This is a genomic window from Pseudomonas sp. NFACC32-1, from assembly GCF_900101215.1.
GTDB lineage: Bacteria > Pseudomonadota > Gammaproteobacteria > Pseudomonadales > Pseudomonadaceae > Aquipseudomonas.
The window spans coordinates 109517-134521 of sequence record NZ_FMUL01000010.1; the positions used below are offsets into that span (position 1 = coordinate 109517).

21 protein-coding genes are annotated in these 25005 nt (G+C 63.4%); 12 read left to right on the forward strand and 9 right to left on the reverse strand.

What is annotated here, in order from left to right; genetic code table 11:
• Positions 1-95: 95 nt before the first annotated feature.
• Positions 96-1970, forward strand: a complete 1875-nt coding sequence (gene exaA / locus BLP99_RS16630) for a quinoprotein ethanol dehydrogenase (RefSeq protein ID WP_072391461.1) — start codon at positions 96-98, stop codon at positions 1968-1970.
• A gap of 150 nt (positions 1971-2120) precedes the next feature.
• Positions 2121-2765 carry a pentapeptide repeat-containing protein gene (locus BLP99_RS16635; RefSeq protein WP_072391458.1) on the forward strand — a complete coding sequence of 215 codons (645 nt, stop codon included), beginning with the start codon at positions 2121-2123 and terminating at the stop codon, positions 2763-2765.
• Between the two features lie 181 nt (positions 2766-2946).
• Here the strand turns inward: BLP99_RS16635 and BLP99_RS16640 are convergent, their stop codons facing one another.
• Both BLP99_RS16640 and BLP99_RS16645 read right to left on the reverse strand, forming a co-directional pair.
• Complete coding sequence (locus BLP99_RS16640; RefSeq protein ID WP_072391455.1) at positions 2947-3585, reverse strand: response regulator; 639 nt, start codon at positions 3583-3585, stop codon at positions 2947-2949.
• Positions 3582-4841, reverse strand: coding sequence for a sensor histidine kinase (locus tag BLP99_RS16645; protein ID WP_072458801.1), 1260 nt, complete (start codon positions 4839-4841; stop codon positions 3582-3584). Before BLP99_RS16645 ends, BLP99_RS16640 begins: the two co-directional genes overlap by 4 nt.
• 377 nt (positions 4842-5218) lie before the next feature.
• On the opposite strand from BLP99_RS16645, the gene BLP99_RS16655 reads away from it, so the two are divergent.
• From BLP99_RS16655 to BLP99_RS16680, 6 genes are all read left to right on the forward strand, one after another.
• Positions 5219-6385, forward strand: coding sequence for an ABC transporter substrate-binding protein (locus BLP99_RS16655; RefSeq protein ID WP_072391447.1), 1167 nt, complete (start codon positions 5219-5221; stop codon positions 6383-6385).
• A 26-nt stretch (positions 6386-6411) separates the two neighbouring features.
• Positions 6412-7392 (forward strand): YVTN family beta-propeller repeat protein, encoded by a 981-nt coding sequence (locus tag BLP99_RS16660; protein WP_072391444.1) that lies wholly within the window; start codon positions 6412-6414, stop codon positions 7390-7392.
• Positions 7389-8120, forward strand: coding sequence for an ABC transporter ATP-binding protein (locus tag BLP99_RS16665; RefSeq protein ID WP_072391440.1), 732 nt, complete (start codon positions 7389-7391; stop codon positions 8118-8120). The genes BLP99_RS16660 and BLP99_RS16665 overlap by 4 nt, the downstream gene beginning before the upstream one ends.
• A complete protein-coding gene (locus BLP99_RS16670) occupies positions 8117-8908 on the forward strand; it encodes an ABC transporter permease (protein ID WP_072391437.1) in 792 nt (263 codons plus the stop codon). Before BLP99_RS16665 ends, BLP99_RS16670 begins: the two co-directional genes overlap by 4 nt.
• Before the next feature lie 239 nt (positions 8909-9147).
• Positions 9148-9681, forward strand: a complete 534-nt coding sequence (locus BLP99_RS16675; RefSeq protein ID WP_072391434.1) for a PQQ-dependent catabolism-associated CXXCW motif protein — start codon at positions 9148-9150, stop codon at positions 9679-9681.
• Positions 9682-9743: 62 nt separating this feature from the next.
• Entirely contained in the window at positions 9744-10409 is a 666-nt protein-coding gene (locus tag BLP99_RS16680; protein WP_053151254.1) for a response regulator transcription factor, read from the forward strand.
• A gap of 138 nt (positions 10410-10547) precedes the next feature.
• Here the strand turns inward: BLP99_RS16680 and nahK are convergent, their stop codons facing one another.
• From nahK to BLP99_RS16705, 5 genes are all read right to left on the reverse strand, one after another.
• The gene (gene nahK, locus BLP99_RS16685; protein ID WP_256327871.1) at positions 10548-13190 is read right to left on the reverse strand and encodes a hybrid sensor histidine kinase/response regulator NahK/ErcS'; all 2643 of its coding nucleotides are present in this window, start codon (positions 13188-13190) and stop codon (positions 10548-10550) included.
• The gene (gene nosP / locus BLP99_RS16690; RefSeq protein WP_072391428.1) at positions 13120-14283 is read right to left on the reverse strand and encodes a nitric oxide-sensing protein NosP; all 1164 of its coding nucleotides are present in this window, start codon (positions 14281-14283) and stop codon (positions 13120-13122) included. The genes nahK and nosP overlap by 71 nt, the downstream gene beginning before the upstream one ends.
• A gap of 262 nt (positions 14284-14545) precedes the next feature.
• Positions 14546-15730 carry a porin gene (locus tag BLP99_RS16695; protein ID WP_092181070.1) on the reverse strand — a complete coding sequence of 395 codons (1185 nt, stop codon included), beginning with the start codon at positions 15728-15730 and terminating at the stop codon, positions 14546-14548.
• Positions 15731-16064: 334 nt separating this feature from the next.
• Positions 16065-17339, reverse strand: a complete 1275-nt coding sequence (locus BLP99_RS16700; RefSeq protein ID WP_092181073.1) for a glucarate dehydratase family protein — start codon at positions 17337-17339, stop codon at positions 16065-16067.
• Positions 17336-18733 (reverse strand): MFS transporter, encoded by a 1398-nt coding sequence (locus BLP99_RS16705; protein WP_072391419.1) that lies wholly within the window; start codon positions 18731-18733, stop codon positions 17336-17338. Before BLP99_RS16705 ends, BLP99_RS16700 begins: the two co-directional genes overlap by 4 nt.
• Before the next feature lie 107 nt (positions 18734-18840).
• Between BLP99_RS16705 and BLP99_RS16710 the strand changes: the two genes are divergently transcribed.
• Both BLP99_RS16710 and BLP99_RS16715 read left to right on the forward strand, forming a co-directional pair.
• Complete coding sequence (locus tag BLP99_RS16710) at positions 18841-19737, forward strand: LysR family transcriptional regulator (protein ID WP_072391416.1); 897 nt, start codon at positions 18841-18843, stop codon at positions 19735-19737.
• A 217-nt stretch (positions 19738-19954) separates the two neighbouring features.
• Positions 19955-20389, forward strand: coding sequence for a nuclear transport factor 2 family protein (locus BLP99_RS16715; RefSeq protein ID WP_072391413.1), 435 nt, complete (start codon positions 19955-19957; stop codon positions 20387-20389).
• Positions 20390-20462: 73 nt separating this feature from the next.
• Here the strand turns inward: BLP99_RS16715 and BLP99_RS16720 are convergent, their stop codons facing one another.
• Positions 20463-21386: a LysR family transcriptional regulator gene (locus BLP99_RS16720; protein WP_072391409.1), complete on the reverse strand. Its 924-nt coding sequence runs from the start codon at positions 21384-21386 to the stop codon at positions 20463-20465.
• A 126-nt stretch (positions 21387-21512) separates the two neighbouring features.
• Between BLP99_RS16720 and BLP99_RS16725 the strand changes: the two genes are divergently transcribed.
• Together BLP99_RS16725 and BLP99_RS16730 are read left to right on the forward strand one after the other, a co-directional pair.
• Positions 21513-21719 carry a tautomerase family protein gene (locus tag BLP99_RS16725; RefSeq protein WP_072391406.1) on the forward strand — a complete coding sequence of 69 codons (207 nt, stop codon included), beginning with the start codon at positions 21513-21515 and terminating at the stop codon, positions 21717-21719.
• A gap of 220 nt (positions 21720-21939) precedes the next feature.
• Positions 21940-22674 (forward strand): SDR family NAD(P)-dependent oxidoreductase, encoded by a 735-nt coding sequence (locus BLP99_RS16730; RefSeq protein WP_072391403.1) that lies wholly within the window; start codon positions 21940-21942, stop codon positions 22672-22674.
• 52 nt (positions 22675-22726) lie between these two features.
• Here BLP99_RS16730 and BLP99_RS16735 read toward each other — a convergent pair whose 3' ends face one another.
• Entirely contained in the window at positions 22727-24856 is a 2130-nt protein-coding gene (locus BLP99_RS16735; RefSeq protein WP_092181076.1) for a TonB-dependent siderophore receptor, read from the reverse strand.
• Positions 24857-25005 lie beyond the last annotated feature (149 nt).

Sequence of the window (25005 nt, forward strand, 5' to 3'; positions counted from 1 at the left end):
AGTCTTCCCGGCAAGGGCGGGACTTTTTCCGTATCGGCCGGCCCCCGGCGCGACCGAACCTAGTCAGGCCAAAACCTCCACTGGGAACCGCCACCATGACAATAAGAACGCTACCCGCCCTCTCCCCCCTGACCGTGGCCTTGCACGCCTTGCTGCTGGCCGGCAGTCTCTCGTTGAGCCCCATGGCCAGCGCCGCCACGCCGGGAGTCAGCTGGGAGGACATCGCCAACGACCACCTGACCACCCGCGACGTGCTGCAATACGGCATGGGCACCAACGCCCAACGCTGGAGCCCGCTGGCCCAGGTCAATGACAAGAACGTCTTCAAGCTCACGCCCGCCTGGTCCTATTCGTTCGGCGACGAAAAGCAGCGCGGCCAGGAATCCCAGGCCATCGTCAGCGACGGCGTGGTGTACGTCACCGGCTCGTACTCGCGGGTGTTCGCCCTCGACGCCAAGACCGGCAAGCGTCTGTGGACCTACAACCACCGGCTGCCGGACAACATTCGTCCTTGCTGCGACGTGGTCAATCGCGGCGCAGCCATCTATGGCGACAAGATCTACTTCGGTACCCTGGATGCGCGGGTGGTCGCCCTGGACAAGAACACCGGCAAGGTGGTCTGGAACAAGAAGTTCGGTGATCACTCCGCCGGCTACACCATGACCGGCGCCCCGGTGCTGATCAAGGACAAGACCAGCGGCAAGGTGCTGCTGATCCACGGCAGTTCCGGCGATGAGTTCGGCGTGGTCGGGCAATTGTTCGCTCGCGATCCGGACACCGGCGAGGAAGTCTGGATGCGGCCCTTCGTCGAAGGCCACATGGGTCGCCTCAACGGCAAGGACAGCACGCCCACCGGCGATGTGAAGGCCCCATCCTGGCCAGACGACAAGACCACCGAAACCGGCAAGGTCGAGGCCTGGAGCCACGGCGGTGGCGCCCCGTGGCAGAGCGCCAGTTTCGACCCCGAGACCAACACCATCATCGTCGGCGCGGGCAACCCCGGCCCGTGGAACACCTGGGCCCGCACGGCCAAGGACGGCAACCCCCACGACTATGACAGCCTCTACACCTCCGGCCAGGTGGGCGTCGACCCGAGCACCGGCGAAGTGAAATGGTTCTACCAGCACACGCCCAACGATGCCTGGGATTTTTCCGGCAACAACGAGCTGGTGCTGTTCGACTACAAGGACAAGGACGGCAAGGTGATCAAGGCCACCGCCCATGCCGACCGCAACGGTTTCTTCTATGTCGTGGACCGCAACAACGGCAAGCTGCAGAACGCCTTCCCCTTCGTCGACAACATCACCTGGGCCAGCCACATCGACCTCAAGACCGGCCGGCCGGTGGAGAATCCCGGCCAGCGTCCGGCCAAGCCGTTGCCCGGCGAAACCAAGGGCAAGCCGGTGGAAGTCTCGCCGCCGTTCCTGGGCGGCAAGAACTGGAACCCCATGGCCTACAGCCAGGACACAGGACTGTTCTACGTCCCCGGCAACCAGTGGAAGGAGGAATACTGGACCGAGGAAGTGAACTACAAGAAAGGCTCGGCCTACCTGGGCATGGGGTTTCGCATCAAGCGCATGTATGACGATCACGTCGGCAGCCTGCGGGCGATGAACCCCACCACGGGCAAGGTGGTCTGGGAGCACAAGGAGCCGCTGCCGCTGTGGGCCGGCGTGCTCGCCACCAAGGGCAACCTGGTGTTCACCGGCACCGGCGACGGCTTCTTCAAGGCCTTCGATGCCAAGACCGGCAAGGAGCTGTGGAAATTCCAGACCGGCAGCGGCATCGTCTCCCCGCCCATCACCTGGGAGCAGGACGGTGAGCAGTACATCGGCGTGACTGTCGGTTATGGCGGCGCGGTGCCGTTGTGGGGCGGCGACATGGCCGAGCTGACCAAGCCGGTAGCCCAGGGCGGGTCGTTCTGGGTGTTCAAGATTCCGAGTTGGGACAAGGCGACGGCGCAGAAGTAGCCCGTCCCCACCTGAACTGCGATCGATATACCAACCCTCTGTGGGAGCGAGCCTGCTCGCGATAGCGCCGCGGCAGTCAACATTACTGCCAGCTCATGCTCCGCCATCGCGGGCTAGCTCGCTCCCACACCGCTCTGCGAGCTAGCCGCCATGAACTACCTGCCTCTTGTACTGCTGCTGATCGCGGCATGTACCAACGCCGACGACCTCGACACCCCGCTCACCCTCAACGGCTGCGTCATTGCCGAAGCCAGCCAATGCCCCGGCGCCAACCTGCGGGGCGCAAGACTGGCGAACCAGGACTTGCGCAAGATGAACCTCAGTGGTGCCGACCTGCGTGACGCCGACCTGCGGCACGCGCGCCTGGACCTGGCGAACCTTGAGAAAGCCCAGCTACAAGGCGCCAACCTGACCCGTGCCAGCCTGCAGCAGAGCAATCTGCGCCTGGCCGATTTCAGCGGCGCCACGCTCAAGGCGATCCAGGGATGGGGGCTGTTCGCCCAGGGTGCGCAGTTCCAGCGTGCCGACCTGACCGGCGCGTATCTTCAGTTCGCCCGCTTGTCCGGCGCTCGCCTGCACGATGCCAACCTGCAAGCCGCCGACCTGGAAATGGCCTGGCTGAGCAAGGCCGACCTCAAGGGCGCCGACCTGCGCGACGCCAATCTGCAAGAGGTCAAGCTGGGAGAAAGCAACCTGGAGCAGGCTGACCTGAGTGGGTCGCGTCAGCATTACGGGAATTTCCAGGACGCCAACATGCAGGGTTGCAAGGGATGCCCGCAATCCTGGGATCGATGAGAGCCTTTCGGCACACACCTGTGGCAAGGGGATTTTTTATCTCCGTTGGGCTGCGAAGCGGCCCCAGTTCGGTTAACTCGGCGAACCGACTGAAGAGGGGCCGCTTCGCAGCCCAGCGGGACGTTGCGACGTTCCGCCAAATCCCCTCACCACCGTTGACCGTCGCAGTGGAACCCGGGATTCATCCCGCCACCCGCACCACCCCCATATCAATCCCCAAGTGCACCAGCTCGGCATGCGAGCTGACCTGCAACTTGCTTTTGAGCAGCGTGAGATGGTTGGACACCGTCTTGGCGCTGATGCACAGCTGTTCGGCGATGGTGCGCGCAGGCGTGCCTTTGGCGAGCATGACGAAGATCTCCAGCTCTCGCTGGGTCATGCATTGCAGGCGCGGGTCGGCGTCATGCCGGGAGCTGGCGCAGGCCAGTTGTGTCGCCAGGGACTGTTCGATATAGGCATGGCCGGCCAATACCCGTCGCACCGCCTCCACCAGCACCTGGGGCGCCGAGTTCTTGGTCAGGTACCCCGAGGCGCCGGCATCCAGCGCCTGGCGTACCAATGGCAGTTCGTCATGCATGCTGAAAAACAGCACCCGCAGTTGCGGCAGGCGCTGACGCAGGCGCCGGGTGGTTTCCAGCCCGCTGATGCCAGGCAGGCCGAAGTCCATGATCACCAGATGCGGCACCTGCTCCTGCACCTGGCTCAACGCCTCTTCGCCGGTGGTCGCTTCCCGAACCTGCAGGTCCGGCATCAAGGCTCGCAGAAGGCTGGCGTAGCCCTGCCGGACCACCGCGTGATCATCCACCAACAAAATGTTCATCGTGCCTCCAGGGGAATATTCAAGGCCAGCGCCCAGCCGGCACCGGGCTGGCAGATCACCCGCAGCTCGCCGCCCAGGCTGCGGGCCCGTTCGCACATCGAATGCAGGCCGACACCCGGTCGGGGCGGCTGCTGTGCCCCTCGGCCGTTGTCCCGCACCAGCAGGCGCAAGCGGCCGGCACGCTGGCCCAGGCGGATCCTTACCCGGGTGGCATTGGCATGGCGGGCGACATTGGTCAGCGCTTCCTGCAACAGGCGATACAGGTGGGTCTTGTCCGAGCCGGACAATGCCGGCAAGGCCCCTTCGATGCGCAAATCACAGGCAATGCCATGGGTATCGCGGCATTGCCGTGCCAGCAATTCGACGGCTTCTTCCAGCGGCAAGTGCTGCAGCACCACCGGATACAAGTCGTGCACCAAGGCCCGGAAGCCCTGTTGCAGGTGTTCGCAATCCGCTTCGAGCTGGCTGACGGTCTGCTCCAGCACGGTCGGCTGGCCGGTGACCAGGCGCAGCAGGCAGGCCCGGGCGCGGATGCCCGTCACATACTGGCCCAGGTCGTCGTGCAGCGCCTGGGCCAGATGCGTACGTTCCTGCTCCTGCACGGCCAGCAGTGCCTGGGTTAGCCGGGTGTTATCGGCCTGGGACTGGGCCAGGGCGGCGGTCATCCGATTGAAGTGCCCCGCCAGTTGCCGCGCCTCCGGTATGCCTTCGGCGGGCAAGTGCACATTCAGGTCGCCGTTGGACACCTGGCGCAACGCCCCCAGCAGTTGGTCGAGCATCGACATGACCCGGCGCACCGCCCAGCGAATCACCAACAGGCTGAGCAACAGGGCCATGGCGCAGACGCCCAGCAGTTGCACCAGTGAATCGAGGATTTCGTCGATTTCGTCCCGCGGATCGACAGCGATCCAGGCCCGCCGCCCATCACGCAGATCCACCACCTGCGGCGCCGGGCCATCGGCGAGCAGTCGATGGCCGAGCCAGGCCTGCAGCCCGCTGTCGGCACCTGCCGGAAATTCTTCCCCTGGTGTCAGCCAGCGTATCCGCACATGCCGCAGGCTGCCGGTCAGGCGTGTCTGCAGGCTGGCCGGGTCGCGCTCGGCGGTTTCCTTGAGGTAATGCACCACCGATTCGGCCGATTGCAGCTCGCGCTTCACATCGGTCATGGCCTGCTGCAGCGACAACAGGGAGCACGCCAGGGTCACCAGGGCGAAAAACACCGTGACCCAGAGATTGATGCGCCAGAGGGCCGACATGACTAGCGTTCCGCCCCGAAGTTGACACCCATACCCTGTGGGAGCGAGCTTGCTCGCGATGACGGCGGCACAGCCAATACCGAGGCCGACTGAACCACCGCTATCACGAGCAAGCTCACTCCCACAGGAGGGCCTGGGCGGTGACAGGCTTTGGGACGATCCACCCCGATCAGACTCAGGATCAGCAGAAACGGCAGCAGCAGGGCCTTTAAAATCCGCACGGTCTGTCCACTCCTGGTCGATGACGATTGCCTGCATCCTAAAACCCTGGCGGCGACGGCGAGCTACTACCTTGGTACTGCCCCGGCGGTACTTTCTGCATATTTCCCCATGCCCCCGGCCTTCCTATGCTGGCGCTACCCGCAATGGAGGATGTCATGCGCCGGCTCGTCAGTTACGCCCTGGTTTCACTGCTGGCAGCGGCAACCGCTCACGCGAACGATGCCGCGCCACTGCAAGTGCGCATCGGCTACCTGGGTTATCGCCCCGATCCAGGACCGTTGTTGTCCAATGTGATTACCGAGCCTGCCGACGCCGGGCTGCGCGGCGCCGAGCTGGCGATCGTCGACAGCAACAGTACCGGGCGTTTCCTCAAGCACGATTACCGCCTGCAAAGCGCCAGCGTCGACAGCCCCGAAGCGCTGGTGCAAGCCGCTCGCGCGCAACATGAACAGGGCCTGCGGCTGTTCGTGGTCAACGCCCCGGCCGACAGCCTGCGCCAGCTCAGCGCCGCCCTGCCCGACAGCCTGCTGTTCAATGCCGGCAGTCCCGACGACAGCCTGCGCACCACCGATTGCCTGGGCAACGTGCTGCACAGCCTGCCCGACCGGGCCATGCTCGCCGATGCCCTGGTGCAGTTCAGCGTCGTGCGCAAATGGCAGCGGGCTTTGCTGATCGTCGGCCAGACGCCCGACGACCAGGCCTACGCCGCCGCCCTGCGCCGGGCCATGAAACGCTTCGGCATCAAGACCGTCGCCGAAAAAGCCTGGCAGTTCGATAACGATCAGCGCCGCAGCGCCCAGGCCGATATGCCGTTGTTCACCCAGACCGCCGAATACGACGTGGTGCTGGTGGCGGACGAACGCGGGGATTTCGGCGAATACCTGCCCTACCAGACCTGGTACCCGCGGCCGGTGGCCGGCACCCAGGGGCTGGTGCCCACCGGCTGGCACAAGACCGTGGAAACCTACGGCGCGGCGCAACTGCAGAAGCGCTTCGAGGCCCTGGCCGGCCGCTGGATGAACGACCGTGACTTCGCGGCCTGGATCGCCGTGCGCAGCATCGCCAGCGCGGTGAGCAAGCTGCGCCAGGACGACCCGTCGGCAATCCGCCAACTGGCTCTGAGCGATCAATTGCCGCTGGACGGCTTCAAGGGCCGCAAGCTCAGCTACCGGCCATGGAATGGCCAACTGCGCCAACCGATTCCCCTGGTCCAGCCGCGGGCCCTGGTCAGCACCTCCCCCCAGGACGGCTTCCTGCACCCCTCCAACGAAATGGACAGCCTGGGCTATGACAAACCCGAAGTGAGCTGCCGTTACCCCTGATCGATAACAACAATAAGGAAACCGCCATGCCTCGCCCCTTGCTCCAAGCCTGCCAGGTCCTCACCCTGGGCATGGCGTTGTTCGCCGCCGGTCCCGCCGCCGCGAGCATCGCCTGGGTCTCCAACGAGAAGGACAACAGCCTGAGCCTGATCGACCTGCAGCGCCTGGAGGTCATCGAGACCCTGCCGGTGGGCCAACGTCCACGGGGCCTGTTGCTGTCCCACGACAACCGTCTCCTGTACATCTGCGCCAGCGATTCGGACCGGGTCCAGGTGATGGACGTGGCCACCCGCAAGATCGTCAAGGAGCTGCCCTCCGGCAAGGATCCGGAACAGTTCGCCCTGCATCCCAACGACCGCTGGCTCTACGTCTCCAACGAGGACGACGCCTTGGTGACGGTGATCGACACCCAGACCTCCGAAGTGCTCGGCCAGATCGGCGTGGGCGTCGAGCCGGAGGGCATGGCCGTCAGCCCCGACGGCAAGTGGGCGGTCAACACCAGCGAAACCACCAACATGCTGCACTGGATCGACACCAGCACCCAGACCCTGGCCGACAACACCCTGGTGGACCAGCGGCCGCGTTTCGTCGAGTTCAGCCGCGATGGCTCGCAACTCTGGGCGTCGGCGGAGATCGGCGGCACCCTGACCATCCTTGATGTCGCGACTCGCCAGGTGCTCAAGACCCTGACCTTCCAGATCAAGGGCGTACACCCGGACAAGGTGCAACCGGTGGGCATCAAGCTCAGTGCCGACGGCCAGCTCGCCTTCGTCGCCCTGGGCCCGGCCAACCATGTGGCGGTGATCGACGCCAAGACTTTCGAAGTGCTGGACTACCTGCTGGTGGGCCGCCGGGTCTGGCAACTGGCGTTCACCCCGGACCAACGCCAACTGCTGGCGACCAACGGCGTGAGCGGTGATGTCTCGGTGATCGATGTCCAGAGCCGCAAGGTGCTCAAGTCGGTGAAAGTCGGGCGCTATCCGTGGGGCGTGGTGGTCACGCCATGAACGCCTTGCAGGTCAGTGACCTGAGCTTCGCCTATGGCGCCCGCGAAGCCCTCAGGCAAGTCGGTTTCGCGCTGCCCGCCGGGCAGTTCGCCGCGCTGTTGGGCCCCAACGGAGCTGGCAAGTCGACGCTGATCGCCCTGCTCACGCGCCTCTACGATGTGCAGCGAGGCGAGATCCGTGTCGGCGGCCACTGCTTGCAGGCTTCGCCTCGGGCGGCCTTGCGTCAGTTGGGCGTGGTCTTCCAGCAGAGCACTCTGGACCTGGACCTGAGCGTCGAGCAGAACCTGCGTTATCACGCCGCCCTGCATGGCCTGTCGCGGCGCCAGGGAGGTTCCAGGATCGACGCCGAGCTGGCCCGCCAGGGCCTGGCTGAGCGACGCCACGAACGAGTGCGCAATCTCAATGGCGGTCACCGTCGTCGGGTGGAAATCGCCCGGGCACTGCTCCATGAACCACGCCTGTTGCTGCTGGACGAGCCCAGCGTCGGCCTGGATCCGGGCAGTCGCCAGGCCCTTGGCCTGCATGTCCGGCAACTGTGCAGCGAGCAAGGCATCAGCGTGCTCTGGACCACCCATCTGCTGGATGAAGTGCAGCCCGGCGACGCGCTGCTGATCCTGCATCAAGGCCGCCTCGTCGCCAGTGGCCGAGCCGATGCCGTGAGCCAGGCCCATGGCGGTGACCTGGGCTCGGCCTTTACTTGCCTGACCACGCCGGGAGTTTGCTCATGAATGCGTATTGGCAATGTTTCAGCGGCATCGTGATACGCGAATGGCTGCGCTTCATGCTGCAACGCACGCGCCTGCTCAGTGCGCTGGTCCGCCCGCTCCTGTGGCTGCTGGTCTTTGCAGCCGGCTTTCGGGCGGCACTGGGCATCGCCATCATCGCCCCCTACGACACCTACATTCCCTATGAGGTGTACATCGTGCCTGGGCTGGCGTGCATGATCCTGTTGTTCAACGGCATGCAAGGCTCGTTGTCGATGGTCTACGACCGGGAGATGGGCAGCATGCGGGTGCTGCTGACCAGCCCCCTGCCCCGGGCATTCCTGCTGGCGAGCAAGCTGGTGGCGACCTCGCTTATCTCATTGCTGCAGGTCTATGCCTTCCTGGCCATTGCCTGGCTGTATGGCGTCCAGCCCCCGGTCGAGGGCCTGCTGCTGGCATTGCCGGCGCTGCTGCTGGTGGCCCTGATGCTCAGCGCCCTGGGCTTGCTGCTGTCCAACGCTATCCGGCAGCTGGAGAACTTCGCCGGGGTCATGAACTTCGTGATCTTCCCGATGTTCTTCCTGTCTTCGGCACTGTACCCGCTATGGAAAATGCTCGAGGCCAGCCCCTGGCTGTACTGGCTCTGCGCGGTGAACCCGTTCACCCACGGGGTGGAACTGGTGCGGTTTGCCTTGTACGGGCAGTTCAACCTGCTGGCAATGGTGGTGTGCCTGGTGCTGACCCTGGTGTTCGCGCTGCTGGCGGTGTGGACGTTCAATCCGCAGCATGCGGCGTTGCGCAAGGCAGGTTAACCGTGCCTGTCCCTCTGTGGGAGCGAGCCTGCTCGCGATAGCGGTGGTTCAGTCGGCCTCGGTATTGGCTGTGCCGCCGTCATCGCGAGCAAGCTCGCTCCCACAAGGTCCGGTGGCGATCCCCAGCCTGTGACAGGAGCATTTTTACGACTTTAGTACTGGTTTTCCTGTCTATGGTCGCATTCACAAGACCGCGACCCTGGCATGTAATGCACCCATAACAACAAGGATCAATCCCCATGCTCCGTTTGCTGGCAATCGTCTTGCCGTGCCTGTGGCTGAGCGTCGCCCAGGCCGACGACACGCTGTTCTCGCCCCAGGGTTATCGCATCGACCGGTATCGCAGCCCCACGCCCGCCGAGGTCCAAGGCGCGCAGACCATCGATACCCAGGCGTTGCAGCGACTGCTCCAGCAAGCCTCGCCTCCCGTGCTGGTGGACGTCTACCGTCGGCCCTGGGTCCAGGGCCGGTTCATCGACAACGAACCCCACGCCAACCTCCCCGGCAGCCTGTGGCTGGCCAATACCGGCGACGGCCACCTGGATCCGACCTGGCAGGACTACTTCGCTCATTACCTGCGCAAAGCCACCGCCGGGCGCATGGACCAACCGTTGGTCTTTTATTGCCGCTCCGATTGCTGGTTGAGCTGGAACGCGGTAAAACGCGCCGCTGCCATGGGCTATAAGCATCTGTACTGGTATCGCGATGGCCTCGATGCCTGGGAAGCGGCCAACCTGCCCTTGCAGGCCGCCCGACCCGAACCTTTTCCCTGATGCACAAGTGCGAGTCAAAAGCGTGCTGCAACTGCCCCACAACAATAACGAGGTGAATGGCCATGTATAAAATCCTGATAGCCGACGATCACCCACTGTTTCGCGAAGCCATCCACAACGTTATCAGCGACGGCTTCCCTGGCAGCGAAGTCATGGAAACCGCCGACCTGGACAGTGCCCTGGCACTGACCCACGAGCACGACGACCTGGACCTGATCCTGCTGGACCTGAACATGCCCGGCATGCACGGCCTCAATGGCCTGATCAACCTGCGCAACGAGGCGCCGACGATCCCCGTGGTGATCGTTTCCGCCGAACAGGACAAGCAGATCGTCCTGCAGGCCATCACCTACGGTGCGGTGGGGTTCATTACCAAATCCTCGCCACGTTCGCAGATGACCGACGCCATCGAACAGATCCTCAACGGCAACGTGTACCTGCCACCGGACATCATCCGCACCCAGAAGAACCCGGTAGGCCGGCGCCTGAGCGAAACCCCGGCGTTCCCGCCCGAACTGCTCCAGGCCCTGACCCGCAAGCAGCTGCTGGTACTCGAGCGCATGACCAAGGGTGAGTCGAACAAACAGATCGCCTACACCCTGGACATCGCCGAGACCACGGTCAAGGCCCACGTCTCGGCCATCCTGCGCAAGCTCAATGTGCACAACCGGGTGCAGGCGATCCTCAGTGCCGGGGATATCGATTTCGGGGCTTATCTGCGGCGTTGACACACATCCCTGTGGCGAGGCGATCTAGCGAAACGTCGCACCGCCCCGCTGGGGCGCGAAGCGGCCCTGAAAACTGACAACCGGGGTCTGCCAGGCAGACCCGGCGGGAACAATCCCCTCGCCGCAACAGCGTTCGGCTCAATGGTTGCGGGGCTGGCCCAACAAATGACTCATCGCCGTCTTGAGCTTCATCGGCCGCACCGGCTTGTGCATCAAGGTGTGGCCGCGCTCACGGATCTGCTGCTTGAGCTCGTTGCTGTAGTTGGCGGTGATCAACATGGCCGGGATCGCCGAAGCCCGTTGAGCGTTGATACGGGCCACCGCGTCGACGCCGTTCTGATCGTTGTCCAGGTGATAGTCGGCGATCAACAGGTCCACCTCGGCGTGGGCGCAGTCCACCTGGCCCGCCAGGTCCTGCTCCGACAGCGCGGTCAGCACCTGGCACCCCCATCCTTGCAATAGCGTGCGCATGCCGGCGCAAATGGCCGCGTCGTTGTCCAGCACCCAGATCCGCGCGCCGCGCAAGCGTTCGAGCATGGGTTCGCTCATGTCCAGGCAGGGCTGCGGCGTGGGCGCGGTGGCGCTCAGAGGCACGTCGATGGAGAACATCGAGCCCTTGCCCGGCCACGAACGCACCTGGATCCGGTGCCCGAGGATACCGGCGATCTTTTCGACGATCGCCAGCCCCAGGCCCAGGCCGCGGTCCTGGTCCGGGCGCTGCACATCGCCGCGCTTGAACTCCTGGAAGATTTCCTCCAGGCGTTCCTCGGCGATGCCGATGCCGCTGTCCCAGACCTGGATCGAGACCTGCCGTCGATGCCGTCGGCACCCCAGCACCACCCGGCCGCTGGGGGTATAGCGGATGGCATTGCTCAACAGGTTGCGCAGGATCCGCGCGAGCAACTGCATGTCGCTGCGCACCAGGACCGAACACGGTACGAAGCGCAGCCCCAGCCCTTCGCTACGGGCCACCTGGGCGTATTCGGCGGCGAGGTTGTCGAGCAGCTCGCTGAGGGCGAACGGGGCGACATCCGCCTTGATCACCCCGGCGTCCAGCTTGGAGATATCCACCAGGGTGCCCAGCAGGTTTTCCACGTCCTGCAGGGAATTGCTGACGTTGCGCACCAACTGCGCGTTCGCCACCGGCTCGCGGCGTTCGAGCAAGGCGCTGGTGAACAATCGCGCGGCATTGAGGGGCTGCAGCAAATCGTGGCTGACCGCCGCGAGGAATTTGGTTTTCGACAGGTTGGCCTGCTCGGCTTCGCGCTTGGCCTCGCGCAAGCGCACCTCCACCCGACTGCGCTCGTCGATTTCTCGCAACAGTTGGTCATTGAGGGTGGTCAGTTCGGCGGTGCGCTCCTGCACCCGTTGCTCCAGGTTCTGGTAGGCCTGGTGCAGCGCCTCGGCGGTGCGCCGCCGCTCGGTGATGTCGCGGATCAGCACGAAGATCCCCACCACTTCGCCGTTGGCCAACCGGTTCGGCACGTAGGAGCGCAGCATGTAGCGCTCCTGGTTGTTGATGTTGGTCTCGGCGAATTCGAACGTTACGCTCTCCCCCGCCAAGGCCCGGGCCACATAGGCCTCCAGGCGCTGGTAATGCTGCTCGCTGTGGGCCTCGCGCAGGCTCTGGCCGAGCATCACGCCCCGGGGCCAGCAGTACCATTGCTCGTAGACCTTGTTGGTGAACTCATAGACCAGGTCGGCATTGAGGTAGGCGATCAACGCCGGGACATGGTCGGTGATCAGACGGATCCAGCGCTCGCTTTCACTCAGCGCCTCGGCATGCTGGTAACGCTCGGTGATGTCGGTGAAGGTATTGACGTAGCCGCCGGTGGGCAGCGGATGGGTACGGATCTCCAGGACCCGGCCATCGGACAGGCGTTGCTCGCACTCGTGGATCAACCGACCGTTGCCGTCGCGGCTGGCGGGGGTCAGCAGTTGCAGTTCGCTGTCGGCGATCACCTCGTTGAACGGCCTGTGGGCGGCTACCGGGGCCAGGCCGCTGAGTTCCAGGAAACGCCGGTTCCACAGTTCCAGCACGCCTTGGGCGTTGACCATCGCCACGCCCTGGGACAGGTTGTCCACCGCCCGCTGCAACAGATGGGACTTCTGCGCCACGGCCTGTTCGCGACGCACGGTTTCGCTGAGCTTGACGTCGGTGATATCGGTGAACAGTATCACCCGCCCGCCTTCCTGGGTCGGCCGTTCGCTGACCTGCAACCAGCGCCCGTTCTGCAGCCGGTAGAGCACATGCTCGTCATCCTGCCCGCGGGTTTCCTCGCTGAACAGGCCGTTGGCGGTCATCAGGCGCTTGACCTCGCCAAGACGCATCCCGGCGATGATCCTCACCCGGCTGTGGGCCCAGAACGCCTTGAAGCGGCTGTTGAACAGGACGATGCGCTGCTGTTCGTCGAACAGCACGAAGGCATCGGAAATGCTCTCGATGGCGTCGATCAGGTGCCGATGGGCCATCTCCGCGCGCAACCTTGCCTCGCCCAGCAAGTGATTACCGGCCTTGAGCTCGGCCATGGCCTGGTTCAGGGCGTCGGTGCGTTCGCGAACCTGCTCGGCCAGGACCACCGAATGCTGGAACGCCGCATACGGATCGCTGCCCCGGGTCACACCGGACTCCACGCGCTCGATCAGGGCATCGTTGATACGCCGCAACTTGCGGTTTTCGTGCTGCAGCTTGGCGAGCTGCGCCTGCAGCTCAGCGATGGCCGGGGACGCGATGTCGGGCAATGGCAACTCCGGTGAAGGTCTGGTTGATATGCATGCCATTGAACTGTTCTCCATAGGTGTTGAAGCCCATCACCCGTTGTTCACGCAGGAACTGCCCGATCGGCTCCAGGCCGCCACGATCCTCCAGCTCCAGGCGCCGGAGGAAGCAATCGCAGCCGATGGTCAGCAAGAGGTCGCCGAGGCGCGACTTAAGGCCGTCGAACAGGTCTTGCAGGTTGTCCAGCAGAGGCCCCGGGGTCATGGCCGTCAGGACGATGCCGTTCTCCACCGCGCAGTAAAAACTCAGGCTCAGGTCCGGATGCACCTGCTGGATGGCGCGCACGTAGTACTGGTCGTTGATGCGCACCGCCAGCGGATGGGCGGCGAACACCCGGTAATCGAGGGCGCCGACCGGCACGCCGATGTGCCGGGCGTATTCCTCGGCGGCGGGTTCGGCGTTGAGCTCATAGACCCGCCGGGAAGCGCTGTCGGCGCCGGTCACCACCAGTTTCTCCTGGCGGGGCAGGATGTGATGGGTGGTGAACACTTCGAACTCCAGCCAGGTGTTGACCAGCACCACCACGGCGGCGCCGCTGTGGAACTGGCCTTCGAAGTACACGTGGGTGTGGGTGAGGTAATTGTCGTCTCCGGCCGAGCCGCCGAAATGCGGGATGTCTCCCAGGGCCGCACTCAACGCCGCCAGCACCATTTCCTCGCGGCTCGACAGGCCATCGAGCAAGGTCAGCGCGAAGCTGTGGCCCTTGATCGGCGCCAGGGCATTGCTGCGACAACCGCCAGCCAGTCGTTCGACCATCTGCTGGGCGTCGATCAGGCTGAAATGCTCCATTTCGCCGATCAACTCGGCGGCGATGGAAAAGTGCCGGTGGTCGAAGCCCACCGCTGTCACGCAGTTGCGCCCGTAGCCCAGGGACGTGATCTCCCCGGCGCTGGTGCACCCCACCAGGCGAATGCCACCGAAACTGCGCGAAAGCGCCTGGCCGAGGGCCGGCAGATCGTATTCGGCTGAACAGAAGAACAGTACGAACCCCAGATAGGGATGCAGCAACTGCCGCGCCAGCTCCTGGGCCACTTGCTGGACGTCCGTTGCCTGGGACATTGCGCTGACCACGCCTTCGTTCCGGGCCTGTGGCATCTTCGCCTCCGACGGGTGCGTGATAGGAGTCTTGAGTGTACGAAGCCGCGCCAGGGCGACGAATGCTACTTGGGTAGCGGGTGCACGCTTCCATGGGAGGAGAACGGTGGCGGTCCCGACCGCGATGCGCACGGTGGGACCGCCACGAAACTGGCTCGATGACTGATCGCTCCCACGCTCCGCGTGGGAGCGATCATGACCTCAGTGTCTCAGGCGCATCGTACAGCCCCGCGGGGTGTGCTTTTCGCCCGGCGAATCGTTGTCACCAGGTCAACACAGCGCCCACCGCAAAGGTATCGGTGTCCTCGTTCTGGGCGCTGGTGTCGTGGCCATTGATTTCGAACTGGTTGTACTCGGCCACGAGCTTGAGGTTGTCGTTGATGTCGTGGAACAAGGCGATGCCACGGGTTTCGTAATCGGCGCCGCTGCCCACCACCCCGTTGCCGTCGTCATCGGTCTTGCCATAGGACAGCGCCAGGCGATTCTTGCCCAGCTTGTACGAGCCCTGCAGCAGGTAGCCCTTGCTGTCGACATTGCGCAACGTGGCTTCGCCCGCGTTGTTGGTGAAGAACGGGTTGATGCCCTTGGCCTGGAATCCGGAGCCGGTGAGCGACAGCCCGCCCATCTTGGCCTGCACGCCATAGCCCACCCCCTTGGAAGTCACGGACTCGACGGTGGTATCGGTGTTGTCCGAGGTCTGGTAGCTGCCGTTGAGCCAGCTGTAGATCTTGGCTCCGGCGAGGTCGAACTGGTAGGTGATCTCGCTCTCGGTGCGTGGGTTTTCCTGGTAGGCCTTGCCGGTGGCGCTGTTGTCGTTGGTGTCCACCGGGTCCATGATCCCCACCGCCATGCGCAGTCCGTCCACCACCGGCGTGCGATAGGTGATCTGCGAGGTGGGGAACGGATAGGGATAGCCGCTGCCGATGTTGCCGAACGACACGCCACCACCGTCCACCAGGCCCAGGGTATCGCTGACCTGGCCGTAGCCGGCCAACAGCTCGTCCAGCAGGATGTTGGAACGGGCGAACAGGCCGAAGTCCTTGCCGATCAATACCTCGCCCCACTCCGGGTTGGCCACGGTGCCGTAGAACTGGCGCACGTCGATGGCGGTGTCGGTGCCGTTGGTTTCGCTGTCGTTGATGGTCACCCAGAACGATGCGCGGGCGCCTAGCTTGAGGTCATCGACCTGCTTGCCCATGTTGAAGCCCAGGTAGTTGGGCAAGAACCCCATCTTGACCCGCGACTGACGACGGTCGAATTGCTCGCCGGCACGATCCACGTCGCTGTTGACGTAGAAAGCATTGATATAGCCGTCGGTGGAAAAAGTGGTCTGGTCCTTGTCGTACAGCATGATTTCAGCCTGGGCCCACGACGTCAGGCCGAGGGTCGAAAGGCCGGCGATCACCGCAGGCAAAAAACGGTGGCGGGTATTGTTATTGTTGTGCATGGCGCGCTCCGCAACAGGGGACGGGATGTCGGAGGCGATTATCGAAAGGCTGCAGGCCACGCCATACGCTGCCTTGGGGGCAATTGGCGAGTGCTTTGGAAGCGCCGGGCTGGCGCGGCATTTTGGGTGTAAGACGGCGAGGCTGACGGGCGCGGCAGTTTGGGCGTAAGACTGCGTTGTCGGCGGGCGCGGTACTTTGGGCGTGGGCCACTGGATGGCCTGGGAGGGTATAAGGTGGGTGCTCAATACCACCGACCTTGTGGTGAGGAGATTTATCCCCTCACCACAAGGGCCTGCTTTCGCTGGCCTGCGCGGCAGGCCCGCCGCCGTCGCCTCAGAACCTCGGCTTGACGGTTTTCCAGTCCGGCCGGTAGCGCTGCATCTGCCGCACATCGTCACGCTGGCGAATGCCGCAACGCAGGTACTGTTCATGCAGCAGGCCCAACTGGTCTCGGTCCAGCTCCAGCCCGAGCCCCGGCGCCCGGGTAATTTTCACGCAGCCATCGACGATGGGCAGCTTGCCGCCCTGGATGACTTCTTCGTCCGGCTCCTGCCATGGGTAATGGGTGTCGCAGGCGTAGTCCAGGTTCGGCACCGCTGCCGCCACGTGGGCCATGGCCATGAGGCTGATGCCCAGGTGCGAATTCGAATGCATCGACACCCCAAGGCCGAAGGTGGCGCACATCTTCGCCAGCACCTGGGTGTCGCGCAGCCCGCCCCAGTAATGGTGATCGGCCAGGACGATCTGCACGCTGTCCTGGGCGATGCTGCGACGCAGCTCGTCGAAGTCGGTGACCACCATGTTGGTGGCCAGGGGCAGCCCCGTGCGCCTGTGCAGTTCGGCCATCCCCCCCAGCCCTGGCGTCGGGTCTTCGTAATACTGCAGGTCATCGCCCAGTAACTCGGCCATGCGAATGGAAGTCTCCAGCGACCAGTTGCCATTGGGGTCGATGCGCAAGGGATAACCGGGAAACGCCTGCTTCAACGCCTTGATGCACGACACTTCATGCTCCGGCTCCAGGGCACCGGCCTTGAGCTTGATGCTCTTGAAGCCGTAGTCCTGGATCATGCGCCGGGCCTGGGCGACGATCTGCCGTTCATCCAGGGCTTCACCCCAGCTGTCCGGCGGGTACGGTGAATCGATGTGCTCGGCATACTTGAAGAACAGGTAGGCACTGAACGGCACTTGATCGCGAATCGCCCCGCCCAGCAGGTCCACCAACGGTACGTTCAGGTAACGGGCCTGAAGATCCAGGCACGCCACCTCGAAGGCCGAATAGGCATTGCTCACTGCCTTGCTGGCGTGGGATCCCGGCGCCAGCTCCGCCCCCGCGACGCTCGCCGGGCGGTGGGCCGCCACGGTGGCTTGGACAATGGCCCTCAGCTGATTGAGGTTGAACGGATCCAGGCCGATCAGCTGGCTTTGCAGCTGTTGCTGGATCGCCAGAGCCGGCGCATCGCCGTAACTTTCTCCCAGGCCGATGTAGCCGTTGTCGCTCTCGATTTCGATGATCGAGCGCAGCGCGTAGGGTTCGTGGATGCCGCTGGCGTTGAGCAGCGGCGGATCACGGAAGGCGATGGGTGTGACGGTGACGCGTTTGATCTTCATACAGCGGCTCCCGATGGGCCAGGGTTCAGGGCTTGTGATTTTTCCGATGAGTCGGCGTGGGTCGCCGCTTCGGGCCGACCGGACAGCGAGTCAGGCTTGTCCCGACGCGGCGCGGTGCGGGCGAAAAAGATCACCACGGCCGCCACGAGCGAGGTGATGGCCAGCCCGTACAGGCCGCCTTCGATGGAACCGGTGGTCTGTTCCAGGAAGCCGAAGGCCGTGGGCGCGACGAAACCGCCGAGGTTGCCGATGGAGTTGATGAGGGCGATCACCGCCGCTGCGATGCGCGCGTCCAGGTAGCCCTGGGGGATGGGCCAGAACAGCGCCGAGGCCGCCTTGAAACCGATGGCCGCGAAGCAGATCGCGACGAAGGCGAACACCGGACCGCCGGTGGTGGACATGAACATGCCGAAGGCAGCGATCACCAGGGTCACCGCGACCCAGGCCTGCTGGAACTTCCAGCGGCTGGCCAAGGCGGCGAAGCCATACATCGCCACGATGGAAATGATCCACGGAATGGAGTTGAGCAGGCCCACCTGGAAATCCCCCAGGCCGCCCATTTTCTTGATCATGCTCGGCAGCCAGAAGGTGGCGCCGTAGATGGTCAGGGCGATGGAAAAGTAAATGAAACAGAACAGCGCGATCTGGCGGTCGGCGAGCAACTTGAACACCGACGGCTTGATGACCTGGGCGGCTTCCCTGGCACGTTGCTCCTCGGCAATGGCGGCGATCAGCACGGTCTTCTCTTCAGCGGTCAGCCACTTGGCCTGGCTGGGGTGCGATTGCAACCAGAACCAGACAAACCCGCACAGGGCGATGGAGGCGAAACCTTCGATCAGGAACATCCATTGCCAGCCATGCAGGCCCATGCCGCTGATGTGCAGCAAGGCACCGGACACCGGTCCGGAAATCACCGAGGCGATGGCCGAGCCGCTGAGGAAGATCGCCATGGCCTTGCCGCGTTCATTGGCGGGCAGCCATTGGGTGAAGTAGTAGATGATGCCGGGGAAGAACCCTGCTTCAGCCGCGCCGAGGATGAAACGCAAGACATAGAAACTGGTTTCGCCGCGCACGAAGGCCATGGCCATCGCCGCCGCGCCCCAGGTGAACATGATCCGGGTCAGCCAGGCCCGGGCGCCGTAACGTTGCAGCAGCATGTTGGACGGCACTTCGAACAGCGCATAGCCGACGAAGAACAGCCCGGCGCCCAGGCCATAGGCAGCGGCGCCGATGCCCAGGTCGGTTTCCAGGTGGCTGCGCACGAAGCCGATGTTGACCCGGTCGATGTAGTTGACGATGAACATCACCACCACCAGGGGCAGGACATGACGTTTGACCTTGGCGGCAGCGACCGCGAGGGTGCTGTCATGCGTGGAGTCCGACAGGTTGTTCAAGGGAGCCTCCCATTCATTGTTTTTGTGGAGAACGGCCCGATGATGGACGGCCGGTATTGTTCCCGTCTAATCTAACTTGGCACTTGATTGATACCTGGATTGAATCAATGTTTGAACTGGCCCAACTGCGCTGCTTCACCACCGTGGCGACCGAGCTCAACTTCCGTCGCGCCGCCGAACGGCTGAACATGACCCAGCCGCCCTTGAGCCGGCAGATCCAGTTGCTGGAGCACCACCTGGGGGTCGAGCTGTTCACCCGCAGCACCCGCAGCGTCGCGCTCACGGCCGCCGGCCGGGCTTTCTTCATCGAGGCGCAGAATCTCCTGGAGCAGGCGCAACAGGCCGCCGTGGCCGCCCGGCGGTTCGCCCAGGGCGATATCGGTTCGGTGACGATCAGCTTCGTCGGCAGCGCCGTGTATGAGTTCCTGCCCAGGGTCATTGCCGAGGCACGGCTGAAACAGCCCCAGGTCAAGATTGTCCTGTCGGAAATGAATACCTATCAGCAGCATGAAGCACTGCGGGCCCGGCGGATCGACCTGGGCATCGTCCGCTCCCCGCTACTGGAGACCGGCTACGCCACCGAGTGCCTGGTACGCGAACCCTTCGTCCTGGCGGTGCCTGCCGGCCACCCGCTGGCCCGCGCCGACTCCGTGAGCGTCCAGGATCTCGACGGCCAACCGTTCCTCATGTACTCCCATACCGCCTACCCGCCCTTCAACGAACTGCTTACCGGCATGCTCCGCTCGGCCCGGGTCGCGCCGCAATTCGTGCAGTGGCTGGGTTCGTCGCTGACGATCCTGGCGCTGGTCAACGCCGGCATGGGCCTGGCGCTAGTGCCGCGCTGCGCCACCAGCGTGGTGTTCAAGCATGTCGTATTCCGTGAAATCGACCTGGGTGAAGGGGTGCAGAGCGAACTGCACCTGGTGTGGAGAGAGGACAACGACAACCCGGCGTTCACCATGTTGCTGGACGGCATTCGGGGAGCGGTTCGCGAGGGGCTGTGAATGCGCCGCCAGCCCAGGAAGGCCCTCGCAGTATCGTTGTCCCTCGCAGTATCGTTGTCCCTCCCCGGTGTCCTCTGACCAGACCTCGCCGATTTCACAGATGGCCCGGCTGTACGACTATTCCCGTGGCCTTCGACAAGTTGTACGATGACCGACGAGCACAATTCAAGCAAAGTGCTCGTGCATTGCCGATACCTACAACAACAAGGAAATCTTCATGAAAAAAGCGACATTGATCGTCAGCTTCTTGTGCCTGTTCAGCGGCTACGCAGCGGCAGCCACCTCATCGGCCGAACAGGAAGTGGCCCAGGCCGTCGACCACCTGACCCAGGCCATGCTGCACAAGGACATCCCGCAACTCCAGGCCCTGGCCGCCGAGAACCTGACCTATGGGCATTCCAGCGGCAACATCCAGGACAAGAAAGCCTTCATTGCCGACATCGAAACCGGCAAGAGTGCGTTCAAGACCCTGGAAATGAAGAATCAGAAAATCATCCTGTCGGGAGACACCGCCCTGGTGCGTAACCACTTTTCGGCCCAAGCGCTCAAGGGCACCGAAGTGGTCCCGACGGAAATCGAGAACTTCCAGATCTGGCAGAAGCAGAAAGACGGCAAGTGGTTGTTGATCGGTCGTCAGGCATTCCGGTTCTGATCGCTGACCGAGCGCAAACCTGATCGCTTCAGTGTGGCGGGGGGGACTTATCCCCTCGCCACAGGTTTTTGCTTCAGGCTTCGGCCCACTGCTGCCGGTACGTCAACAGGAAGTCCACGAAAGCACGCACCCGTTGCGGCACATACCGGCCGTGAGGATAGAGCAACGTAAACGGACGGGATCGGCCGCTGTAGGGTTGTAGCACCTCCACCAGGCTCCCATCCGCCAGTTCCTTTTCGACAATGAATCGATACGTCTGAAACAACCCTGCCCCATGCCTGGCCAGGCTGACCCCACCCAGCACATCATCCGAACAGCAGTAGCCGCCCTGGCCGAACACTTCGCGCTCCCGGCCGTCGACATTGAACAACCAGGAGATGCGACGACCGCTGCTGGGCAATTCGAACTGGATGCATTCGTGAACGTCCAGGTCTTCCAGGGTCTGTGGGGTCCCGGCCCGACGCAGATAGTCCGGGGAAGCGATGACCACCAGCTTCGCGTCTTCCAGCAGGCGGGCGATCATGGAGGAGTCCGGCTGGGCCCGCACCCGGATAGCCAGGTCATACCCTTCGGCCACGAAATCGATGTTGCGGTTGCTCAAGTGGACGTCCACGCTGACTTGCGGATGCAGCGCCCGAAAGGTCGGCAATAATGGCAGGATGCGGTGGTGACCATACGTGGTGGGCAAGCTGATGCGCAGTTGCCCGGACGGTACCGACTGCGCCCCCATCATTTCCTGCTGCGCCTCCACCAGTTGCGTCAACGCCTGGCGGCATTGCTCGAAGTAGGTCCTGCCGGCTTCGGTCAGGCGGATGCTGCGGGTGGTACGCACGAAAAGCCGGGAGCCCAGGCGCTCTTCCAGGCGAAAGACCGAACGGCTCACCGCCGCGGGGGTTACCCCTGCCAGTTGCGCCGCAGCGGTGAAACTGCCCGCCTCTGCCGCCAGGCAAAACAGTTCTATGCTGCCCAACTGCAGGTCTTCGAAATGACGTTTCATGATTGATTACACCGCGTATCAACTGAATATGCCGAGGCCCTGTTTATCAGCCTGTGGCGTATAAATACAGTGAGTTCGTTGACGTGGGAATTTCTCCTGCGTCTTTTTGATCAGCAGGAGTGCGACATGCCTTTCGTCAATGTGCGAATTACCCGAGACGGCGTTACCCGCGAACAAAAAGCCCAGGTGATCGCCGAAATCACCGATACCCTTCAGCGCGTACTGGGCAAGGATCCGCACCTGACCCATATCGTGATCGAGGAAGTCGATACGGATAACTGGGGGTACGCGGGAATGACGACGACCCACTATCGAAGTCTTCCCAAGGAATGACAGATCCCTTCCGAGCCCGGTCCATTGACCGGGCTTTTTTCTGCCTGCCTGTCTGACAAATCCATGGGAACGAGCTTGCGTTGCCCTTGCCACTCATTACATGAGGTATCAACTCAAGTACCAGAACCCATATTTATCAAGCATCGATGCAGCAATACCCTGACCACAACCACCGCCCACACGGGCGCCCGGTTCCATTCAATGTGATCAGGAGTCAATCATGAGCATCAACAAAACCGTCATCGTCACCGGCGCGTCCAGCGGGATCGGCCTGGGCCTGGTCAAGGCATTCCTGGACCGGGGTTATAACGTGGTGGGCAATGCGCGCTCCGGGGCCGGCCTGGACAATGCCGCCGCCCTGCTCGGTCATCCGGCCGCCTTCATCGGCGTGGTGGGCGATATCGCCGATCCTTCGACCGCAACGGCACTGGTCGAAAGAGCCATCGAGGCGTTCGGCGCCGTCGACGGATTGGTCAACAACGCCGGCTTCTTCCTGCCCAAGCCCTTTGTCGAATACAGCCCCCAGGACCTGGACGCGTTGCTGGACACCAACCTCAAAGGGCTCGTCTTCGCCAGCCAGGCCGCGGCCGCCCATATGATCAGCCGCCAGCAAGGTTTCATCATCAACATCTCGGCCGCCGTGGCCCTGCAGCCCAACATCCAGGTACCGGCGGCGTTGCCGGTGCTGATCAAGGGCGGCGTCAACCAGATGACCCGCGCCCTGGCCCTCGAGCTGTCGCCCTACAACATCAAGGTCAACGCCGTGGCCCCCGGGATCGTCGACACACCGATGCATGATCCGGCGCACCGCGAGTTCCTCAACGGCCTGGCCCCGGCCGGACGCGTAGGCACCATCGAAGAGATCGCCCAAGCCGTGCTGTACCTGGCCAGCGCAGACTTCACCACCGGCGCGATACTGCCAGTGGACGGCGGCATGAGCACGGGCAAGTGGTAATAAAGAAAAACCCCGGAGGCAGGACCTCCGGGGTTTTCATGACGCACTGGATTCAGAGCGTGTAGGAGATGCCGGCCTGCACGGTCCGCGGAGCGCCCGGGTAGGCGTAGACGCCACCGAATGCTCCCTCTTCGTAGTCGGCATCAAACAGGTTCTTCAGATCCAGGTTGAGGCGGATCCGCTCGTTGACCTTGTAGAAACCGAGCAGGTCCACGACGCTGTAGCTGTCCATGCTAAAGGTACTGGCCGCGGTATTGCCGGCCCGCTCGTCGACGTACCGGGCACCGACACCAAGGCCTAGGCCCTTGAGGCCACCGTCCTGGAACTCGTAGACGTTCAACAGGCTGAAGGAGTTCCTGGGCACGTTGAGCAAGCGGGTGCCGGACGGGATGCTGGTGTCCTTGGTCACTTCGGCATCCACATAGGCGTAGCCACCGATCATTCGCCATTGTGGTGTCAGGTTGCCCGCCACATTCAAGTCGAAACCGCGGCTGCGCACTTCGCCGGCCGCCACTTTGAAGTCCTGGTCCAAGGGATCGGGGGTCAGTACGTTACGCTTTTCGATCTGGTACACCGCCGCATCGACACTCAACTGGCGGTCCAGCGCTTCCCACTTGACGCCCATTTCGTAGGACTTGCCCTCCTCCGGCTTGAACCCACCGCCTGCACGGCTACGGCCAGTGTTAGGTTTGAACGAACGGGCGGTATTGGCATACACCGCCACGGTGTCGGTCAGGTCGTAGATCACGCCCAGTCGTGGAGTGGTCGCGTTATGGCTGGCATCCCAATCCCCATTGCGGGTGGTGAAATTCTCGTACCGATGCTCGAACCGCTCGATGCGCGCGCCGGCCAACACCTTCAAGCGCTCGGTCAGCGCCACCTGGTCCTGGATGAATACGCCCAGGGTCTTGAGGTTTTCCTGGTCATTGGTCGGCGTGCGTGTCAACGCCGGGCGTGGCTGGCCGTACACCGGATCGAAGATGTCGATCGGGTAGGCACCGGCGGCGCCGGAGGAACGCTGGATGATGGACTGATAGTCGTAGTCTTCGTACTCGATACCGGTCAACAGTGTGTGTTCGAACCCTGCGGTGGAGAAATGCCCGGAGAGGTTGAGCTGGGTGTCACGATCGGTCCACTCCAGCTTGCGGTAGTTGAAGTTGCGGCCCAGGGTGCGCCCGTCGGCAGCGATCCCGTTGCCCTCCACCGCGTTGCCCTGCAAGGTGCCGTCGAGCCACTGGGTTCCGCCAGCGAGGGTCCAGTCGTCGTTGAGCATGTGCTCGAAGCGTACCTGCAGCATGTTGTTGTCGTTGTGCAGCTTGCCGGCGTCCTTTTCGCCGAAAAACGTATCCCGCGACGCAGTGCCGCGCTGGCCGGCGTAATGGGTCAGGCCACGGTCCAGCGGCGCATTGTTGCGCATGAAATCGCCTTCGAAGGTCAGGCGCGTGGTGTCGTTGACCTGCCAGGTCACCACAGGCGCAATGCCATAGCGCTCGGTCTCGACGTGATCGCGGAAGGTATCGCCGCCCTCGCCGATCACGTTCAACCGGTAAGCCAGGCGGCCCTCTTCGTCCAGCGGTCCGGAGGCATCCACGGTGCCACGACGCATGCCCTGGTCATTGACCTGGCTGCCCAGGGTCACCGTGCGCTCGGCCAACGGCTGCTTGGACACCACGTTGAAGGTACCGCCCGGATCGCCACGACCGTAAAGCATGGTGGCCGGGCCACGCAGGACCTCCAGCCGCTCGATGGTGTTGGCGTCGGGCATGTTCGGGTAGCCACGGTTGATGGGGAAACCGTTGCGGTAGAACTCCCCCGTGGTAAAGCCGCGCACGGTAAACGTGGTCAGGCCCTGGCCACCGAAGTTGTTGGCCCGGCCTACGCCGCCGGCGTAATCGAGGGCATCCTGCAGGCGCGTGGCACTGAGGTCTTGGACCACGTCGCGGGATACCACGGAAATGGACTGTGGCGTTTCATGAATCGCGGTGTCGGTACGGGTGGCACTGGCCGAACGGGTGGCGTGATAGCCCTTCACCGGTCCCTGTGCCGATTCATAGTCGGCGCTACCGACGATATCCGTGGCTTGCAACTCAAGGGAAGCCGGCTTGGCAGGGACTGGCTGTTCAGCCCAGGTGGAAACGGAATAAGCCTGGAGCACACACAGTGAAACGAGAATCCGACGCATCAATGCACAATCCTAATGGAAAAAAGCCTCCGCATCGGGAGGCTGACAAGAATGTGTCGCGAAAGATACAGCAACTCATTTCTGTTTGATATCTATTCCCATTAGCAAAAATATTTTTTGTGACCGGTCAGTCCGTCATCGCGAGCAAG

Bases quoted from the DNA above. Each gene is read 5' to 3' on its own strand.
- exaA (WP_072391461.1), top strand. From the start codon at position 96: ATGACAATAAGAACGCTACCCGCCCTCTCCCCCCTGACCGTGGCCTTG.
- BLP99_RS16635 (WP_072391458.1), top strand. From the start codon at position 2,121: ATGAACTACCTGCCTCTTGTACTGCTGCTGATCGCGGCATGTACCAAC.
- BLP99_RS16640 (WP_072391455.1), bottom strand. From the start codon at position 3,585: ATGAACATTTTGTTGGTGGATGATCACGCGGTGGTCCGGCAGGGCTAC.
- BLP99_RS16645 (WP_072458801.1), bottom strand. From the start codon at position 4,841: ATGTCGGCCCTCTGGCGCATCAATCTCTGGGTCACGGTGTTTTTCGCC.
- BLP99_RS16655 (WP_072391447.1), top strand. From the start codon at position 5,219: ATGCGCCGGCTCGTCAGTTACGCCCTGGTTTCACTGCTGGCAGCGGCA.
- BLP99_RS16660 (WP_072391444.1), top strand. From the start codon at position 6,412: ATGCCTCGCCCCTTGCTCCAAGCCTGCCAGGTCCTCACCCTGGGCATG.
- BLP99_RS16665 (WP_072391440.1), top strand. From the start codon at position 7,389: ATGAACGCCTTGCAGGTCAGTGACCTGAGCTTCGCCTATGGCGCCCGC.
- BLP99_RS16670 (WP_072391437.1), top strand. From the start codon at position 8,117: ATGAATGCGTATTGGCAATGTTTCAGCGGCATCGTGATACGCGAATGG.
- BLP99_RS16675 (WP_072391434.1), top strand. From the start codon at position 9,148: ATGCTCCGTTTGCTGGCAATCGTCTTGCCGTGCCTGTGGCTGAGCGTC.
- BLP99_RS16680 (WP_053151254.1), top strand. From the start codon at position 9,744: ATGTATAAAATCCTGATAGCCGACGATCACCCACTGTTTCGCGAAGCC.
- nahK (WP_256327871.1), bottom strand. From the start codon at position 13,190: ATGGCATGCATATCAACCAGACCTTCACCGGAGTTGCCATTGCCCGAC.
- nosP (WP_072391428.1), bottom strand. From the start codon at position 14,283: ATGCCACAGGCCCGGAACGAAGGCGTGGTCAGCGCAATGTCCCAGGCA.
- BLP99_RS16695 (WP_092181070.1), bottom strand. From the start codon at position 15,730: ATGCACAACAATAACAATACCCGCCACCGTTTTTTGCCTGCGGTGATC.
- BLP99_RS16700 (WP_092181073.1), bottom strand. From the start codon at position 17,339: ATGAAGATCAAACGCGTCACCGTCACACCCATCGCCTTCCGTGATCCG.
- BLP99_RS16710 (WP_072391416.1), top strand. From the start codon at position 18,841: ATGTTTGAACTGGCCCAACTGCGCTGCTTCACCACCGTGGCGACCGAG.
- BLP99_RS16715 (WP_072391413.1), top strand. From the start codon at position 19,955: ATGAAAAAAGCGACATTGATCGTCAGCTTCTTGTGCCTGTTCAGCGGC.
- BLP99_RS16720 (WP_072391409.1), bottom strand. From the start codon at position 21,386: ATGAAACGTCATTTCGAAGACCTGCAGTTGGGCAGCATAGAACTGTTT.
- BLP99_RS16725 (WP_072391406.1), top strand. From the start codon at position 21,513: ATGCCTTTCGTCAATGTGCGAATTACCCGAGACGGCGTTACCCGCGAA.
- BLP99_RS16730 (WP_072391403.1), top strand. From the start codon at position 21,940: ATGAGCATCAACAAAACCGTCATCGTCACCGGCGCGTCCAGCGGGATC.
- BLP99_RS16735 (WP_092181076.1), bottom strand. From the start codon at position 24,856: ATGCGTCGGATTCTCGTTTCACTGTGTGTGCTCCAGGCTTATTCCGTT.